This is a genomic window from Sporosarcina aquimarina, assembly GCF_023715615.1.
GTDB lineage: Bacteria > Bacillota > Bacilli > Bacillales_A > Planococcaceae > Sporosarcina > Sporosarcina aquimarina_A.
Genome location: NZ_JAMBOM010000001.1, coordinates 1316289 through 1333024 on the forward strand (window position 1 = coordinate 1316289; position 16736 = coordinate 1333024).

Genomic DNA, 16736 nt, shown 5'->3' on the forward strand with positions numbered 1-16736 from the left:
AGAATCCTTCTTGAATAACAATTACTTTAAAAAGTTTTCTTTGAAAAACTCAAGCTGATACTCGAGTGTTAGAGGATCGTTGAAGTAGAACTCACTCAACTCAGCTTCAAATACATGACCTTCTTTAACAGCTGGAGTATTTTTATATGTCTCAGTTTCCATAAAGGAATTATCGCCATCGCTATTGCGACTTAAAATAACGTAATCTCCCATATATTCAGGAAGTACTTCAGAAGAAAGAGCAAAATAACCATCTTTTAATGCATCAGCCTTGACTTTTTCAGGCATCGGTAGCTTCATCTCTTGAAATAGGATTTCTGTTCCGCGTCCCCAGCTATCTCCATATACATAGAGCTGCTTGTCAAAGTTTTCAATAACTGAAACGGTCTTACCCTCACCGATTTTTGCTTTAATTTCTTCGCCAGTTTCTTGTGCACGCGATTTGAAATCAGTGACCCATTCTTGAGCTTCCTCACCTTTGTTCAGTAACTTACCGATTTCAACATACTGAGTCAAATAATCGACTTTATTGTAAGTGAATGTGACAACGGGAGCAATTTCTTTTAACCGATCCAGATTATTCAATGGAGATAGTCCGACGATTAAATCTGGTTCCAGTTCAATGATTTTCTCTAAATCTTCATCAGACACAACTTCAGCATCTTTCAGTTTCGATTCAAATCGAGGATTATCTTTTGACCAAGAGTCCACACCGACAATAGGAACGTCAAGTGACATAACATGACCTGCAAATGATGACAAAACGACAACACGCTGTGGATTTGCTGGAACTTCTATTGGGCCATCTTCAGATTCATAGGTAATAGTTCCTGAATCTTTCGCGGCTCCATCTTTCTCAGGTTCCTTGGAAGCATCCTCATTTTTAGAAGAGCAAGCTCCTAGAACAAGAACCAGTGCAAGGGATAAGAATAATAGTGCCTTTTTCATGTTAGTATTCTCCTTTTAATAGATCGTATGTAATACACATTGGTTTACCGCTTCTCGGATCCACTCCGATTTCTGCGTCAATCCTAAACACTTCACGCAAAGTTGCAGATTCTATCACTTCTTCAGAAGAACCCGCTTTAATGACCTTCCCATCTTTCATCGCTATTAAATAATCAGCGAAGCGAGCTGCTTGATTTAAATCATGTAACACCATGATGATGGTTCGTTCTTGCTCAACATTCAATTTCTGTAATAGTTCAAGAACTTCCAACTGATGTGCCATGTCCAGATAGGTTGTCGGTTCATCAAGAAAAATGATGTCTGTTTCTTGTGCAAGAGCCATTGCAATCCAGACCCTCTGACGCTGTCCGCCTGAAAGGGCATCCACTTGACGATCACGGAAAGATTCTGTATTAGTAACAGCAAGTGCCCAGTTAATGACCTCTAAATCAGTTGTTGTCAACCGTCCTAGTCCAGATTGATAGGGGAATCTTCCATAAGAAACAAGTTCGGACACGGTTAGACCACTCGCAGCTTCTTGCGTTTGGGGAAGAATGGCCATTTTTCGTGCGAGCGCCTTTGTCTTGTGATCAGCAATATCTCCTCCGTCCAACAATACCTTTCCTGAATGGCGAGGAATGAGACGTGTCATCCCTTTCAAAAAAGTCGACTTTCCACATCCGTTAGCCCCGATGATCGCAGTTATTTTCTTATTGGGAATCGTAACGGATAGGTCGTCCACGATGATTTGTTCACCGTAAGCAATCTGTAAGTTTTCAGTTGCCAAACGTACCATTCGGAGCACTCCAATCTTTTATACACAATAATCGTTGATAATGATTCTCATTATCGGTATAATGCTACTATAAAGAGTGATCCTAAAGAAGTCAAATATAAATTTAGGGGGATGAAGTATGTCTCAAGCAACAATTGTAGATGTGACGATTATTGGAGGAGGGCCTGCGGGGCTATATGCTGCTTTTTATAGCGGGTTACGTGGTATGTCTACTAAAATCATCGAATTTCAACCGGAACTGGGCGGGAAACTACATGTTTATCAAGAAAAAATGATTTGGGACATTGGCGGAGTCACACCAGCACCTGCAGCTGACATGATTGATAAGTTAGTGGAGCAAGGCATGACGTTCAACCCTGAAGTTGTATTGAATGAAAAAGTGACAGGTATTGAAAAAGATGACGAAGGAAATTTTGTATTAACTAGCGCTTCCGGGGCTAAACACTACAGTAGAACAGTCATTCTTGCTGTAGGTGGAGGTATTCTAAAGCCACAAAAGGTTGAAATAGAAGGAGCAGAGCGATTCGAAGTTGCGAATTTACATTACACAGTCAAATCACTACAACACTTCAAAGGGAAACGTGTTCTCATATCAGGTGGCGGAAATGCCGCAATCGATTGGGCTAACGAGCTTGAACCGATTGCTAAAGAAGTGATTTTAACATATCGGAAATGTGATTTGAACGGACATGAAGCACAGGTTCAGCAACTGCTCCAGAGTAAAGTAGTGTGCCACTTTAATACACGGATTGACAAATTGATAGCATCAGCGGATCACTACTCAATTGAAAAGGTTGAATTAAAACATTGTCTAGAAGAATCTGGCTTGACACTGGAAGTTGATGACGTGGTCATTAACCATGGGTATGAGGTGGATACCTCATTAATAGGGGGCAGTGAAGCGAACCTTGAGCTTACGAGTGACCACCGAATTGCCGGAACACCAATGAGCGGGACGTCAGTTGCAGGAATCTTTGCAGCTGGAGATGTCCTTTTCCATGAAAGTAAAGTCAATCTTATTGCGGGGGCATTCCAAGATGCTGCCAACGCTGTAAATAGTGCCAAAATGTATTTAGATCCTAAAGCAACACAGGCAGGAATGGTGAGCTCGCACAATGACGTCTTTAAAGAACGGAACAAAAAACTTGTGCAGCAGTTAATTAGTTAAACAAAAACGGAATGATTTTTCTTGAAAAGAAGCGGATGCATTATACTCTGCTTCTTTTTGTCGTTCCTATCCCAAAATGTGTGCAATTATGGCAAGTACAATGATATGAAAGATTTGGTCAGCCATTATAAGCAGCCACGCAGGTTCTCCATGTTTTACCCCCATAATCGTCATAGACCACCATGCGACAAAACGACGGCGATCCAAGATGACATGACTCACAAAAATAATGGCCACTACCCATAAAGGAATCATTCCTGTGTCTATTAATAATGAAGCACTTACAGCCGATGTATAAACAAAACAATGCGTTAGGAGCGGAGCCCATTTAGTGGCTTTTCCTGCTGCCATCCAACTCGTTTGCAGTAAATAATCGCCAATCAGATGACCTATTAACAAATATGAGAATAATGTCACGTCATCGCCTCCGAATTACCGAATTTTTATATATTGTAATGACTTTAGTTGCGTATTTATAGTTATTTCATGCTACTATTATTGCAAATAGAGAGAAACGTGACAATAGTTTTTTAGAAAGGAATAAATAAATGGAAAAAACACTTGCACAAACGGACGTCCCTGAATTTCCACAGTCAGATTTACTTTTATCCACTATTTTTGAATATATGGGGAAAATGTCTACTGAAACTGACATTGAGAAGATGCTTTTATTACTAGCCGATTTAGGCACAAAGTTAGTACAGGCAGATCGATGTACGGTTTGGCTCCACGAATCTACCTCACAAACTGTTTGGACAGTCGCAGGACATGGGGTAAACCGAATTGTTATTTCTGATACGAGTGGGTTTGTAGGAAGAAGCATACAAACTGGAATGGTGATTAATGTGGTAGATGCGTATTTAGATGACCGTTTCAATACTGCAGTCGATCAGGAAACAGGTTATCGCACACGTTCTATACTGTGTATCCCATTCACTAACCAAGAAGGAAAAATAATAGGTGCATTCCAAGCTATTAATAAGCTGGGGGCTACACACTTTACAAAAAAGGATGAAACGTTGTTATCATTCGCCTCAACGTATGCTGGGAAGTCTCTTGATACGTTTATGTTACATAACGAGTTATTGGAAACACAACGAGAAATTATTGAAAAGATGGGGGCGATTGGCGAGAGTCGATCCCAAGAAACCGGTAACCATGTTAAACGTGTGGCAACCTATTCTTATAAATTGGCTCAACTTGCTGGGATTTCTGAGCCACAATCATTACTTCTTCGTTACGCATCTCCCATGCACGACATAGGAAAAGTGGCAATCCCCGATTCAATTCTTCTGAAACCCGGAAAGTTAACATTAGAGGAATTTGAAGAAATGAAGTTACATACAGTCGTTGGATATAATATTTTTCGGAAATCAGACCGTGAATTACTAAAAACTGCCGCCATTATCGCTTATGAACATCATGAAAGATGGGAAGGTGGGGGATATCCCAGAGGGTTGGAGCGGGAAGAGATTCATATATTTGGAAGGATCACTGCAATCGCTGATGTATTTGATGCACTAGGTAGTGACCGTGTATATAAAAAGGCTTGGCCACTTAAAAAAATCGTGTCATATATGTCTGAGCAACGAGGCAAACAATTCGATCCCACCTTAATAGATCTATTTCTTGCCCATTTAGATGAATTTGTTGCAATTCGTGATAGTTTTTCCGATAGGATGTGAAGCGCCAGTGTCAAAAACTATTTATATAGAAGAAACTCGTCTAGTTACTTTGCCACTTGAAATACTATGGGGGCTAGTTTCCGATACTAATCGATTAAATCGATACATTGGTTTGTTGCCAGTTGAGTTTACACCGTTTACGAATAGGACCCAACAGCTCATACGAAAAGCAAAGGGAAAAGCTTATGGATTAATAGAGGTTGAGTGGGATGAAAACGTTTTTGAATGGGTTCGTGAATCTTATTATACAGTTGAGCGCAATTATACGAAGGGACCAGTAGAGCGTGTGATTTGGAAAGTGGCTGTTACGAGAGTGGACGAGCAAGAAACGAAGTTGACACTTTCAGGATCATTTGAGTATCGCTCTCTTTTAGGGAAAGTTGCATTGAAAAAAGGAATTATTCCTCAGCTTCTTCAAACATTTACTTATGTCGAAGATGCTGCACAGACTAAAAAGCAAATGCCAACAGCAAGAGAACAGAAGACCATTCAACTAGATGAACGCGTTTTACAGAATGCAGAGCGTCACTTGAACGAATTATCACTGGATCCTACTCTTGTTAGAGCACTAATTAGGACCATTCGAACAGAATCAGATGAAGCTGTGACATCTATTCAGCCATATCGATGGGCATTCGAGCAAGGATTTACCAAACAACAAGCAGTTCGTCTATTCTTGCTTGCGAGTGATGCCGGAGTATTGGACTATGAATGGAGTTTGATGTGCCCTAACTGTCGAGTCGCTAAAGATCATGCCTCCGTCTTAAAAGATGTGAAAAAAACGGTGCATTGTGATCTATGCGGTGTAGATTTCGAACTTGATTTTGAAAACTATGTAGAAATGACGTTTCAAGTGAACGGTGCAATCCGAAAAACTAACAAAGAAACGTTTTGCATTAACGGACCAACCAATTCACCACATACTATTGGGCAGTTTCGGATTCCACCTCAATCGAAGAAGCATGTACCGTGGACTAGTATTGCTAAAGACATGCAAGTTCGGGTGGTGAAGCATAATTTTAAAGTGCCATTTACCTATCAAGCAAACATTGAATCTTCCGAATTACATATTCAGCCGAATGGTATTGTCGAACAATTTCTCATGCAAAGCCCAGATATTTCAATTGTAAACACGAGTGATGAAGAATATATTGTGGCATTTGAAGAGACGAAATGGGATGAATATGCGATTACAGCACGTGAGGTCACCTCCCTACAATTGTTCCGTGATTTGTTACCAGCAGAAGTTCTTGCACCGGGCATGCAAATTGGAGTAGGTAAACTTACTATTTTATTTACAGACTTGAAGGATTCTACTCAGTTGTATGAACGGGTTGGGGATGCAAGCGCATATAGTGATGTCCAAAAACATTTCATCTCACTTGGGAATCTAATTCGTTCTTATGATGGAACAATTGTAAAAACTATAGGCGATTCGATTATGGCGGCATTCTCTTCTAACATTCAAGCGTTGGAAGCATCGCTTGATATACAATCCTCTGTGTCATCCCTCAACAAAATGTTGAATAATCCTGTCATTATAAAGATTGGTTTGCACGAGGGTCCCGTGATCGCGGTTAATGCAAATGGTGTGTTAGATTACTTTGGTAGAACTGTTAACATGGCAGCGCGTGTTCAACAACAGAGTAAGGGAGGAGACATTGTGTTGGAAAAGCAACTCTTCGATGAGCTGGAAATCAAGGGAGATTTAAGGATGGTAACGGAATTTACAACACATCTCCATGGAATGACATCACCTATTCAATTGGTCAGATTGAATCCTATACTTGGTGACATAGATAGAAAAGAGCTATTATAGCTCTTTTTTTCGTTTTTACGTGTATTTGAAAGTGAACAGGGAAAATAAGAAAGGTAAACATTCATATATAGAAGGGAGAATGATTATGAAACAAAATCTTTTGCTACTCACTATGTTACTGTCTGGTGGTCTAGCAGCCTGTTCTGCATCTCCAACGGACGAAACAACCGATTCAACCCAACAGGAAATGGGCGATTCTGTTCAAAACGAAACAGGTGGAAACGCTGCTGGTCAAAATGATGAAGAAGAGCAGACCTCCAATAACGAACAGTCCGAGGCAGATGAAACACAAGATTCACAAAACAGCGAAGAAACGACATCATCAGAAGCAGATGAGAACAAAGATCATTCTAGCCATGAGAGCACTGCCGATGAGTCAATTGATAAAGAGCAAAAGAAAATGGCAATCGATACATTGAATGACTTAGTTTTAGATGGAAAGAAAGGGAAAGTATATCATCTAAATGATAACTTCTATGTGGGGAAAACCACTCAAACTGACGTCTATAATACTATTGGAAAGCCTGAACGCAAAGACACATTCGATCGATATACCGGGTCAATGGGGCAAGCTTCCTATGATCTCAGATATAACGAAAAAGGTCTATTAGTTGAAGCACGTTACCTTGGAACGAACGTTGAAAGGCAAACGAATTTAGGTGGTATCAGTTCAAAAGATTTAGTAGAGCAATTGGGTAACCCAGATGAAAAAAGGATGCTGGAAGATTCCAATCAAACCAGTTATATATATGAATTAGGGAGCTACGAGATCCAGTTCGTCATGACTGAGAAAGACAATGCTGACCATGTCAACTTGTTGCTAGTCTCCTGAAAAAGCCATGCGGTGCTCAATCCGCATGGTTTTTATATGTTTTATTCGGACTTCAACCGATTGATAATCTCCTTTACATAGAACATGGTTCGACTTGCCGCTTCACCAGGAGTTGCTTCAATCCTATTATTAAGGAAATTCATGAGCATCCCTTGCCAAATTAAAATCGTGACTTCGTTAAGTGATTCGATTTTTTCGGCATCTAAGCTACCTTGTTCCACAGCTCTTTTCAAGATAGGATTGCCTCTCTTTACAACATTCTGTTCAAGTAAGCTCATTCTGATTTCTTCGGGAACGTCCACTAAGTCCGCTGGATAAAATTCATAATACTTCTCTAACAAATGATCGGGGTTATCCCCGAGATCTCGGATGAAAACAGAGTGGAAGATATCTGGTTGTTTAAACGAGTATTCACAAAAACATTCCCATGCAGTTACATACTGATCTAGCGCACAAGATTCCTCATTCATGCGTCTCGTCACTTCAACTGTATAATCCTGCATCAATCGCATCGAGGCGAAAAACAACAAGTGGGAAAACTCGTCAAAGTAATTGTATATGGTAGCGCTATTATAGCCAGCACGGTCTGCAACCTTACGGATTGTAACAGCTCTCGCCCCTTCTTCTTCAATGATTTCAGTAGCGGCCTCGACAAAGTACTTCCACATTCTACTCTTTTGAAGCATTTTTTTATCCAAATAAAGCGCCTCGCTTTTCTCGTTTATCAGTAATTGTACAATACTAACAGTCTAGCTCAATATACTTGTACTAGCGAATTTATTCTGATAGTATAAACACGTTCACAATATAATCATGATTATAAATCAAGTATTGAGATTTCGCAATTCATTTCGATTACACAAAGCTCGTTGAATTTCTGTTAATTGTGTTATTTGAAAGCGTTATCAAATTTGCGTTTGTGAAACAAAAAAGGGGGTTGGAAGATGCAGAAAACGAGATTAGATCCTTTCGTATTTTGGACGTCAATAGTAGTCATTTTATTCGCGACTGTGCTGCTTGTAATCTTTAGACAAAGCGCGGAACCAGTACTAGATGAGGTCATGACGTTCATTACATTTAAGATGGACTGGGCATTCCAATTTTTAACGTTTGGTCTATTTGTATTTTTGATATGGTTGGCATTTAGTAAGTTTGGTCGCATTAAATTAGGAGATGGGAAACCGGAGTTCTCTAGTTTCAGTTGGGGTGCCATGTTATTTACAGCTGGAATGGGGACCAGCATCATGTATTGGTCCATGATTGAACCGATTTCCTACTTTTCGGGTCCTCCATTTGGAATAGAACCAGGAACAAATGAGGCAGCAGAATGGTCGCTTACATATGGCTTGTTCCATTGGGGTATTTCGGCATGGTCTCTTTATGCATTTCCTACCGTAGTGATTGCATATTCCTATTTCGTGAAAAAGCGTCCATCTCTTAAAATCAGTACAGCTCTTAGCGGTGCATTGGGTAAATACGCAGATGGATGGGTTGCAAAGCTTATTGACGTACTTGTTATTTGGAGTTTAGTCGGTGGACTCGGAACTTCTTTAGGACTTGGTGTTCCGATGGTCTCTGCAGTTGTCGGATCGATACTATCCATTGAACCCTCTCTTGGGATGGATACAGTTATTGTCATACTCATTACAATTATCTACTCTGCCAGTGCCTTTTTAGGCTTGCAAAAAGGGATTCGAAGACTAAGTGATATTAATATTTACTTAGCGGTCGCCCTTGCTCTCTTTGTTTTCATCGCAGGACCTACTTCGTTTATACTCACGTATTTTTCGAACAGTTTTGGAATGATGCTTCAAAACTTCACGTTTTTGAGTTTCCACACGGATCCGATAGCCAAAGGTGGATTCCCACAAGGTTGGACAGTGTTCTATTGGGCTTGGTTTTCTGCAACTGCAATGTTTATGGGATTATTCGTCGCCCGAATTTCCAAAGGGCGAACGTTGCGTGAACTGATTACCCACATGTTATTGTGGGGTTCAATTGGAGGTTGGATCTATTTTATGGTCTTCGGTGGATACTCTATGAATTTGCAATTACAAGGAATCACCGATGTTGCGAAAACACTCTCTGAACAGGGGGGGCCCGCAGCTGTTGTTGAAATCCTCCGTTCTCTACCGTTGGACATCCTTGTATTGCCATTCTTTGTGATCGTTGGTGTTGTTTTCTTATCAACATCCATGGATTCCGCGACCTATATTTTAGCTGCAGTTGCAACAAAAGAATTACAGCCGGGTGAAGATCCTGCTCGTTGGCATCGTATGGTTTGGGGCGCAATACTTGCGGTTCTTTCAATATCGTTGCTCTTAGTTGGAGGACTTCGCGTCATACAGACTTCTGCCGTTGTTGTAGCAGTACCGATATTCATCATCTATTTACTGCTTCTCGTTTCACTTGTAAGGTGGTTGCGTGAAGATTTTCCAAATGAAACTCTAAACAAATAATTGGAGGCATTTCTCATGGTATTTAACGTAAGAGAAACAAATCGTACAATCCGCACGACATTCCCAAAAAAAACGAAAGAAATACCGAACGTTATGATCCCGCTTTCTGACGGAACACAATTGGCAGCCCACATTTGGTTGCCGGTAGATGCAGAAATAAAACCGGTACCAGCAGTTCTCGAGTACTTGCCCTATCGTAAAAACGAATTTACCGCACTGCGTGATTCACTTCGACATCCCTACTTTGCAGGGCACGGATATGCAAGTATCCGGGTAGATATCCGAGGGACTGGTGATTCAGACGGCATTTTGTATGATGAATACTTGAAGCAAGAACAAGATGATGCACTAGAAGTATTGGACTGGATTGCAAAACAGCCATGGTCCACAGGTAGCGTCGGGATGATTGGTAAATCGTGGGGCGGCTTCAACGGACTTCAAATCGCAGCGCGTCAACATCCATCATTAAAAGCGATCATCACGTTGTGTTCTACAGATGATCGCTATGCAGATGACGTTCACTACAAAGGGGGCGCAATGCTTGCGTCAGATATGCTTTGGTGGGCTAGTACGATGTTTGCTTACAATGCCCGACCACAGTTTCCAGAAGTCAGGGGCGAGTCGTGGAGAGAAAATTGGTTGGAGCGCATGGAACTGACTCCTCCATATGCAGAAGAATGGGTTCGCCACCAGCGCTACGATGCGTATTGGAAACACGGTTCTGTTATTGAAAACTATGAGGATGTAACGATTCCAGTCTTTGCAGTTGGTGGCTGGGCAGATGGTTATACGAATGCGATTCCAAGACTATTAACAGGTTTAAAAGGACCTAAAAAAGGTCTGATTGGTCCATGGGCACATGAGTATCCTGAAATGGCGGTACCAGGTCCACAAATTGGATTCTTACAAGAAGCGGTCCGTTGGTGGGATGAATGGCTAAAAGACGAACGGACAGGCATTATGGATGAGCCAATGGTTCGCGTGTATATGCAAGATAGCGTTCCCCCTCAAACCGAGTACTTATATCGTCCAGGTCACTGGGTAGCAGAAGAACAATGGCCACCAGCACAAATACAAGAAAAGCTGTTGTTCTTAAATGGAAAGAACTTGAGTGACACAGCTGAAGGGAAAGATGTAATCGTATCGTCCGTTCAACAACACGGATTGTATGCAGGAGTTTTTTGTCCATTTGGCCAGCCAGGGGATCTACCGGGGGATCAGCGAATTGAAAACGGCATGGCAGTAGTGTTCGATGCAGCACCTGTTGAAAAAGATGAATCCATTCTAGGCGAACCTGAATTCCGTTGCAGAATTACTTCAGATAAAAAAGCTGCACATCTAGTGGTCCGGCTCAACGATGTTGCGCCCGACGGTTCTTCCACTCGGATCACTTGGGGTGTTTTGAATCTTACACACCGCGATAGCGATGAGACCCCAAGTTATTTGGAACCAGGAAAACCTTACGACATAACAGTAAAGATGAATGTCATCGGACATACCTTGCAAAAGGGTCACCATTGGCAACTCGCGGTTTCACCAAACTATTGGCCACACATTTGGCCATTCCCTGAAGCGGTTACCTTCACAGTTGAAACGGGAGAAGAAACGGCACTAGTCTTGCCACTTAGAAATCCTACAGATCTGGACAAGACGTTAAAACCTTTTGCTCAAGCAGAAACAGCGGAAGTACTTGAGAAGGACATTTTGCGTGAAGCAGGTCGTACACGAGAAGTGAAGCAAGATGCTGCAACCGGCGTCTGGACGTTAGATGACTTTTCAGATGAAGGCAAGCGTAGACTGCACAGCAATGGACTCGAATACGGAAGCACCAATCGAAATCTCTATACCATAAGAGAAAATGATCCACTCAGTGCGCGCGTAGCATGCGATTGGACGTTAAGTGTCGGTAAAGACGAGTGGCAGACCTACTTGGAAACAAAGAGTACGATGACTGCAGATGAAACCCATTACTACCTCATGAATGAATTAAAAGCATGGGAAAACGATAAGGAAGTGTTCCACAAGAAGTGGGAAGAAAAGATCGAACGCGATTTCACTTGATGTAACGTTCGTGTAAAAGTAGAATACTAATGAAGCTGTAGAGGGATTCAGTGAAAACTGTTTCCCTCTGCAGTTTCTTTTTTTTTTGTGGATGGGTTGTTATAGCGAATAAACCGATGGGGAATTAGACAATAATGCTCTTAGAGCTCCATATGTGCTCATAAATCATGGATAATACTCATAAATAACAAGATATGCTCATAAATCTTAAAATCTGCTCATAAATCTTAAAATCTGCTCATAAATCCTGAAACGTGATCATAACTCCAAAAAAGTGATCATAACTCTAGAAAAGTGCTCATAAATTACCATGATTGCTCATAAAAACCCGCGGCTATAGCAAAAGTCAAACCCACTCCTATATCTCGCAACCAATTCAAACGTACTTTTCATTAACAAAGGAAGAAACTTCAAATAACATGATTTGGGTGATAAAAAGTACCGTGACGCGTGATTTTTATTTACTTAAATTCTACAAGTGATCAAGATTTCAATATTGAATAATCAGAAATAGCGGAATTAAATAGGAAGACTCTGTTATAATCAAAGAAAATTAAGTGAGTTAAGTTATTCATAAGAATAGAACACCTGTTGCTTCTCAATCTAATTGCTATGTGTCCCAAGAGAAGTGTTTTGAGTTTACTCGGTCCCAAAAAGCACCTCCCCTATGAGTGTTTCGTATCACACGCTGATCCCTTTTAAGTTGACCAACTTACTCTACCAGAAACAAAACATTTTTATAGTATATAAAAAGCGTATTTTTCAAAATTGCCAGTTTGTGAAGCAAGAAAACTAATTATCGGAGGAGATTTAGCCTATGGATGTTTCGGCATGGAAACTGAAGGACAGTTGGACTTGTAAGGAATTTATATTACTACTATTACTCGAATTTGTTTTTGTGATTGTGGTTGTTAAATATGGCGTCCAATCACTTTATCTTTCTTTGTTTAGTAACACACTATACTCTGGAACATTAACCGGACTAACAATTGCGATCGTACTTATGTCAGGAATATATTTTATTGCATTACGTCCAAAAAAACTTTCATGGAAAGAGGTAGGAGTACGAAGTTTTTCTACAAAGTACTGGTGGAAAATCCCGATATGGTTAGTAATAACCATTGTTACAAGCGTAGCTATGATATTGCTGACTACCTTAGTTGGTAATAGTGTTGATAACAGCAAAACGGAAAGCCTACAGCAAAATATTAATTTATTTACTATACTCATTGGTATTATTTCTGCTGGCATAGTATCTCCGGTTTACGAAGAGATATTTTATCGAGGATTTATCTACCGTTGGTTAAGAGTGAGACTTGGAATGAAATGGGGAATAGGGATTAGCTCGTTACTATTCACATTAGCCCACTTTCCAACTTTAAACGCAATGCCAGTGAATTTCATCAACGGTGTTGTGTTCGCTTGGGTGTATGAAAAGACAGGTTCTGTCATACCACCAATCATAATTCATGGGGTTTTCAATACAATAGCAGTTTTATTAACGGCAACAGGATAATTCGATCAGTTTAAACTTAATTCGCTAGCGTATCCGATTGCGCATATATCGCAATATTGCCAGGTTTCGGCAAAGGAAGACGGCAGTGTGTTTCCGAAATCTTAAAAAAGGAAAATTTGATATAATGTTAAGTTGTTTCTTGACGCCCAAGCAGAAAGGTTTGATTAAAAAATTGAGGATAAATAAAAATCTGAATCAAAACTTTACAGCAGTTCTAGACCATGTAACTAATACATATAAACAGGTGGTTTGCAGTGGAGCGGCAACTATTATAATCCATAATGATCATGTGGTCTTGGAAGAATATCTTGGAAATCAATCTATTACAAAAGGGGCTAGACCTATCCAGGAAGATACCCAATTTCACGTGGCATCTGTAAGGAAGAGCTATATTGGATTTGCAGTAGCTTACGCCGTTAATTACGGCTATATAAATGATATTGATGATCTTGTATTAAGATACAAACCTGAACTTGACCCTGAAGTATGGAAAGATACATCTATTAGACATTTGTTAACGCATACCCATGGATTAGATGAGAAAGAAGGTATAACTTATCGAGAGTATCCTCAAGGGGAAAACTGGTCCTATAAAAAAATAGGAATTCAAATGTTAACGGATATTGTGGAACAAACGACTGGAATGACAGTATCAGATATTTTACACAAACAAGTATTTAAACCATTACGCTTCACTGAAACTGATTGGTATTCAAAAACACATGAAAAAATTGCAGATGTTATTCTTACATATGACCAGGATAAGTATTGGCAAATCAGTACTAGTACTAAAGGTGATGCAATGAATATGTATGTTTCTGCGCGGGAGTTAGCATGTTGGGGATATCTGCATTTAAATGAAGGTAACATTGAGGGGGACCAAATAGTCCCAAAGAGAATAATTTCTTTAGCTACAGAATTACAAAGTCCCTCACATTTAGATGAGAATTTACCTCAAAATGGTTTTTTATGGTTTGTAAAGGATCTACCAGCTTTGAATACGGAAATTGGTGAAGATGTACCAAAAGGTTCCTATCAAATTCTTGGGTATACAGGAGTAACCTTATTAGTTATCCCTCAAGAACGTATAGTAGCTGTCCGTATGTTTAATAGTTTTGGTTCACCTGAAGGATATAATTATTTAGATGATGTTAGATCTTTCGGTAATACGGTTTTGAGCTGTCTAGAAAAAGTTACAAAGTAACCCTTTATCCTAGAAAATGTCGAATTTATAAGATCGTTGCTGTCAAGAAAATGGGTTACTTTGCAAGGAATAAGTTGTGTGAAACTGCAGCACTTTCGCAAGTCGATAAAAGGAATAAAATATGTACCTGTAAGTTGGCATCACTTCGTTTGTTTTCTTGAGTTGATGTTTAGTTTATTACTGAGTAATTAACAGAAGAAACTCAAGAAATATAGTACTGTAGAGTATATGGGATCAATCAATACATCACGATAGCTTACGGAATTGAGGTGCTAATTATTTGAGAAGTGTGTTTCTGCTTAGTTACGGATGTGATCTGGATCATAGTAATATTGACTTTCTAGTCAAGGAACGCTTAATGCCTTTCGCAATTAAAAGGGAAGATAAAACGAAAAGAAGAAATGTAAAAGATTTAACAATACATTTGATGTATGATGTTTACGATGTAAATTGGAATAAGCATGAAGACAATAAATATTATCTAGAGGAATTTCTTATTAGTGAGACACATCTTCTAGCATTTGAATATTCCCTTTCAAAATTAAAAGGTAATCATAGTAGATGTCGTCCATATGCTCGTGGACATTATGACCTTACCATCAATGAAAAGGAATATTCACTAAGAGTTTACCAAAAGCTCTCAGGAGATAAGGAATTGTTCTTTATTGATGAAGAATCACTTCACAATACGAGTCTAAGAATTCAAAATCATAAGCTTCCAAGAGAACTTCAATGGCTTTTGTTAACTACAGAGATAGAAACATATGAAAGAGAGGCCGCCATTATTGAGTGGATACAAACAGTTCTTAACAGTGGGAGAAGAAATTCATAATTGGGTTTACCCTATTAGCAGGGGTCACTTTTTATCAAATAGATTGATAGTATAATAGTATCAGGTACATCGAGTGGATGGGTGATTTGCCCCCCCCTTGTAAAAGAGGGTCTTTGATGACACAGAACCAATAAAAGTAGCATTTCGACAATTTTAACTCAAAATTGGGTACTGATAAAAATTTGAGAAACAAGTTAAATTAAAATTACTACAATTATCTTTTGGAAGAAGACAAATAAAAAAACATGCTAAGTTAGCGGGCACTTGGAAAATATGAACAAACATTAGGCTGCATGCTAAATGCAACGCATGTAACTACTAAGGGGGTTAGTGAATAATGTCAGATCGTAAGGTAGAAGAATTTTGGAATAGGTATGCTAGTGAAAATAGGTTAAGCATGAGCACTCCGGAAGCATGGATGTTTGGAGATGGTTCCAAAGAAATGGGAGATGAATTAGGGAGTTTGGTGGTTACTGGCTTAAAAACAGGAACGTGTTCGGCGCATTGTATTTACGAACTGGAAGGCGAAGAAATTCCACAAGAAGGTCAATATGAAATTGTTTTAGATGGAGACAGTAATCCGTTAGCCATTATCCAATATACCAAGATTGATTTTGTGAAAATGAATGAGGTAACGAAAGATTTTGCGAGGTCTGAAGGTGAAGGCGATTTAAGCTATGATTATTGGTACCGTGCGCATGAGAAATTTTTCACTTGGGAGTTAAGTCAGTATGGACTTACTTTTACTCCAAATTTATTGCTGATTTGTCAAACGTTTAAAGTCGTAGCTGTTCACAAAGATTTGTTATGAGAATTTATTTTACATACCACGCGTATACAACTTTATCGTTCTAAGAGTGTTGTAATAAAGGCGTTAAAATGACAATTATTTTATAAGTAAATTAGAAGTCTCTTCCATCACTAAATTTGCACTTGGACTCGTTGAAAAGTTCAGGTTACACTTTAAAAACATCTTGTTTACAACCCCTACCTGAAAGGGAATACACACACTAGTACCTGAAGGAGGTGGCGTTATGAATCATCCAGCTTCCATAGAAGAATTTGTGAAACAAGCCTCTCAAATGCAAGGAAATCAAAAGACGTTGTATGTGAACCAATCCGACTACACACCTGAAGAGGCGATTGTTTCGGATGAAGACACTGCTGGTGGAGTTAACATGCAAATGATACGCATACTTGCTTCATCAAATAAGAATGCAATTTATTGGGAAGACCCTTTTTACGAAAGTGGTGAATTGGAACAGCTCAATATTCACCTTGATACAATGGAGTCATTTACCCGAAAAGTCATCACGTTGAAAGAAATGGAAAAAATGAAGTCCCACTTTGGAATGACACGAGACTCCATCCAAGATGAAAATGAACCTTCCTAACATGTCTTTTCTCACTCGCAGC

The 16736-nt window shown here is 39.6% G+C and carries 15 protein-coding genes; 11 read left to right on the plus strand and 4 right to left on the minus strand.

All coding sequences use genetic code 11. The annotated features are described in order from the left end of the window. Positions 1-21: 21 nt before the first annotated feature. Both M3197_RS06295 and M3197_RS06300 read right to left on the minus strand, forming a co-directional pair. Positions 22-948, minus strand: coding sequence for an iron-hydroxamate ABC transporter substrate-binding protein (locus M3197_RS06295; RefSeq protein ID WP_251659691.1), 927 nt, complete (start codon positions 946-948; stop codon positions 22-24). Position 949: 1 nt separating this feature from the next. Continuing rightward, entirely contained in the window at positions 950-1744 is a 795-nt protein-coding gene (locus M3197_RS06300) for an ABC transporter ATP-binding protein (RefSeq protein WP_251659693.1), read from the minus strand. 118 nt (positions 1745-1862) lie between these two features. Here M3197_RS06300 and M3197_RS06305 point away from each other — a divergent pair, with 118 nt between their 5' ends. Then, complete coding sequence (locus M3197_RS06305) at positions 1863-2912, plus strand: NAD(P)/FAD-dependent oxidoreductase (protein ID WP_251659696.1); 1050 nt, start codon at positions 1863-1865, stop codon at positions 2910-2912. A 66-nt stretch (positions 2913-2978) separates the two neighbouring features. Here the strand turns inward: M3197_RS06305 and M3197_RS06310 are convergent, their stop codons facing one another. Further along, the gene (locus M3197_RS06310) at positions 2979-3329 is read right to left on the minus strand and encodes a DUF3307 domain-containing protein (protein ID WP_251659698.1); all 351 of its coding nucleotides are present in this window, start codon (positions 3327-3329) and stop codon (positions 2979-2981) included. A 131-nt stretch (positions 3330-3460) separates the two neighbouring features. On the opposite strand from M3197_RS06310, the gene M3197_RS06315 reads away from it, so the two are divergent. From M3197_RS06315 to M3197_RS06325, 3 genes are all read left to right on the plus strand, one after another. Next, positions 3461-4597 (plus strand): HD domain-containing phosphohydrolase, encoded by a 1137-nt coding sequence (locus tag M3197_RS06315; protein WP_251659700.1) that lies wholly within the window; start codon positions 3461-3463, stop codon positions 4595-4597. 7 nt (positions 4598-4604) lie between these two features. After that, complete coding sequence (locus M3197_RS06320; RefSeq protein ID WP_251659702.1) at positions 4605-6416, plus strand: adenylate/guanylate cyclase domain-containing protein; 1812 nt, start codon at positions 4605-4607, stop codon at positions 6414-6416. 85 nt (positions 6417-6501) lie between these two features. Then, a complete protein-coding gene (locus M3197_RS06325; protein WP_251659704.1) occupies positions 6502-7248 on the plus strand; it encodes a DUF4309 domain-containing protein in 747 nt (248 codons plus the stop codon). A 41-nt stretch (positions 7249-7289) separates the two neighbouring features. Here M3197_RS06325 and M3197_RS06330 read toward each other — a convergent pair whose 3' ends face one another. Then, on the minus strand, positions 7290-7916 hold the full coding sequence (locus tag M3197_RS06330; RefSeq protein ID WP_251659706.1) for a TetR family transcriptional regulator: 627 nt from the start codon (positions 7914-7916) through the stop codon (positions 7290-7292). Between the two features lie 276 nt (positions 7917-8192). Between M3197_RS06330 and M3197_RS06335 the strand changes: the two genes are divergently transcribed. From M3197_RS06335 to M3197_RS06365, 7 genes are all read left to right on the plus strand, one after another. After that, entirely contained in the window at positions 8193-9707 is a 1515-nt protein-coding gene (locus M3197_RS06335) for a BCCT family transporter (RefSeq protein ID WP_251659708.1), read from the plus strand. Positions 9708-9722: 15 nt separating this feature from the next. Beyond that, a complete protein-coding gene (locus tag M3197_RS06340; RefSeq protein WP_251659711.1) occupies positions 9723-11768 on the plus strand; it encodes a CocE/NonD family hydrolase in 2046 nt (681 codons plus the stop codon). Between the two features lie 817 nt (positions 11769-12585). Next, positions 12586-13284 (plus strand): CPBP family intramembrane glutamic endopeptidase, encoded by a 699-nt coding sequence (locus tag M3197_RS06345; protein WP_251659720.1) that lies wholly within the window; start codon positions 12586-12588, stop codon positions 13282-13284. 139 nt (positions 13285-13423) lie between these two features. Continuing rightward, positions 13424-14488: a serine hydrolase domain-containing protein gene (locus M3197_RS06350; protein ID WP_251659723.1), complete on the plus strand. Its 1065-nt coding sequence runs from the start codon at positions 13424-13426 to the stop codon at positions 14486-14488. A 289-nt stretch (positions 14489-14777) separates the two neighbouring features. Continuing rightward, a complete protein-coding gene (locus M3197_RS06355) occupies positions 14778-15320 on the plus strand; it encodes a hypothetical protein (protein ID WP_251659725.1) in 543 nt (180 codons plus the stop codon). Positions 15321-15657: 337 nt separating this feature from the next. Beyond that, complete coding sequence (locus tag M3197_RS06360) at positions 15658-16131, plus strand: ASCH domain-containing protein (RefSeq protein ID WP_251659727.1); 474 nt, start codon at positions 15658-15660, stop codon at positions 16129-16131. A 223-nt stretch (positions 16132-16354) separates the two neighbouring features. Continuing rightward, positions 16355-16714 (plus strand): hypothetical protein, encoded by a 360-nt coding sequence (locus tag M3197_RS06365; protein WP_251659729.1) that lies wholly within the window; start codon positions 16355-16357, stop codon positions 16712-16714. The last annotated feature ends 22 nt before the right edge of the window (positions 16715-16736 follow it).

Bases quoted from the DNA above. Each gene is read 5' to 3' on its own strand.
- M3197_RS06345 (WP_251659720.1), top strand. From the start codon at position 12,586: ATGGATGTTTCGGCATGGAAACTGAAGGACAGTTGGACTTGTAAGGAA.
- M3197_RS06300 (WP_251659693.1), bottom strand. From the start codon at position 1,744: ATGGTACGTTTGGCAACTGAAAACTTACAGATTGCTTACGGTGAACAA.
- M3197_RS06365 (WP_251659729.1), top strand. From the start codon at position 16,355: ATGAATCATCCAGCTTCCATAGAAGAATTTGTGAAACAAGCCTCTCAA.
- M3197_RS06330 (WP_251659706.1), bottom strand. From the start codon at position 7,916: ATGTGGAAGTACTTTGTCGAGGCCGCTACTGAAATCATTGAAGAAGAA.
- M3197_RS06315 (WP_251659700.1), top strand. From the start codon at position 3,461: ATGGAAAAAACACTTGCACAAACGGACGTCCCTGAATTTCCACAGTCA.
- M3197_RS06325 (WP_251659704.1), top strand. From the start codon at position 6,502: ATGAAACAAAATCTTTTGCTACTCACTATGTTACTGTCTGGTGGTCTA.
- M3197_RS06340 (WP_251659711.1), top strand. From the start codon at position 9,723: ATGGTATTTAACGTAAGAGAAACAAATCGTACAATCCGCACGACATTC.
- M3197_RS06305 (WP_251659696.1), top strand. From the start codon at position 1,863: ATGTCTCAAGCAACAATTGTAGATGTGACGATTATTGGAGGAGGGCCT.
- M3197_RS06295 (WP_251659691.1), bottom strand. From the start codon at position 948: ATGAAAAAGGCACTATTATTCTTATCCCTTGCACTGGTTCTTGTTCTA.
- M3197_RS06335 (WP_251659708.1), top strand. From the start codon at position 8,193: ATGCAGAAAACGAGATTAGATCCTTTCGTATTTTGGACGTCAATAGTA.
- M3197_RS06360 (WP_251659727.1), top strand. From the start codon at position 15,658: ATGTCAGATCGTAAGGTAGAAGAATTTTGGAATAGGTATGCTAGTGAA.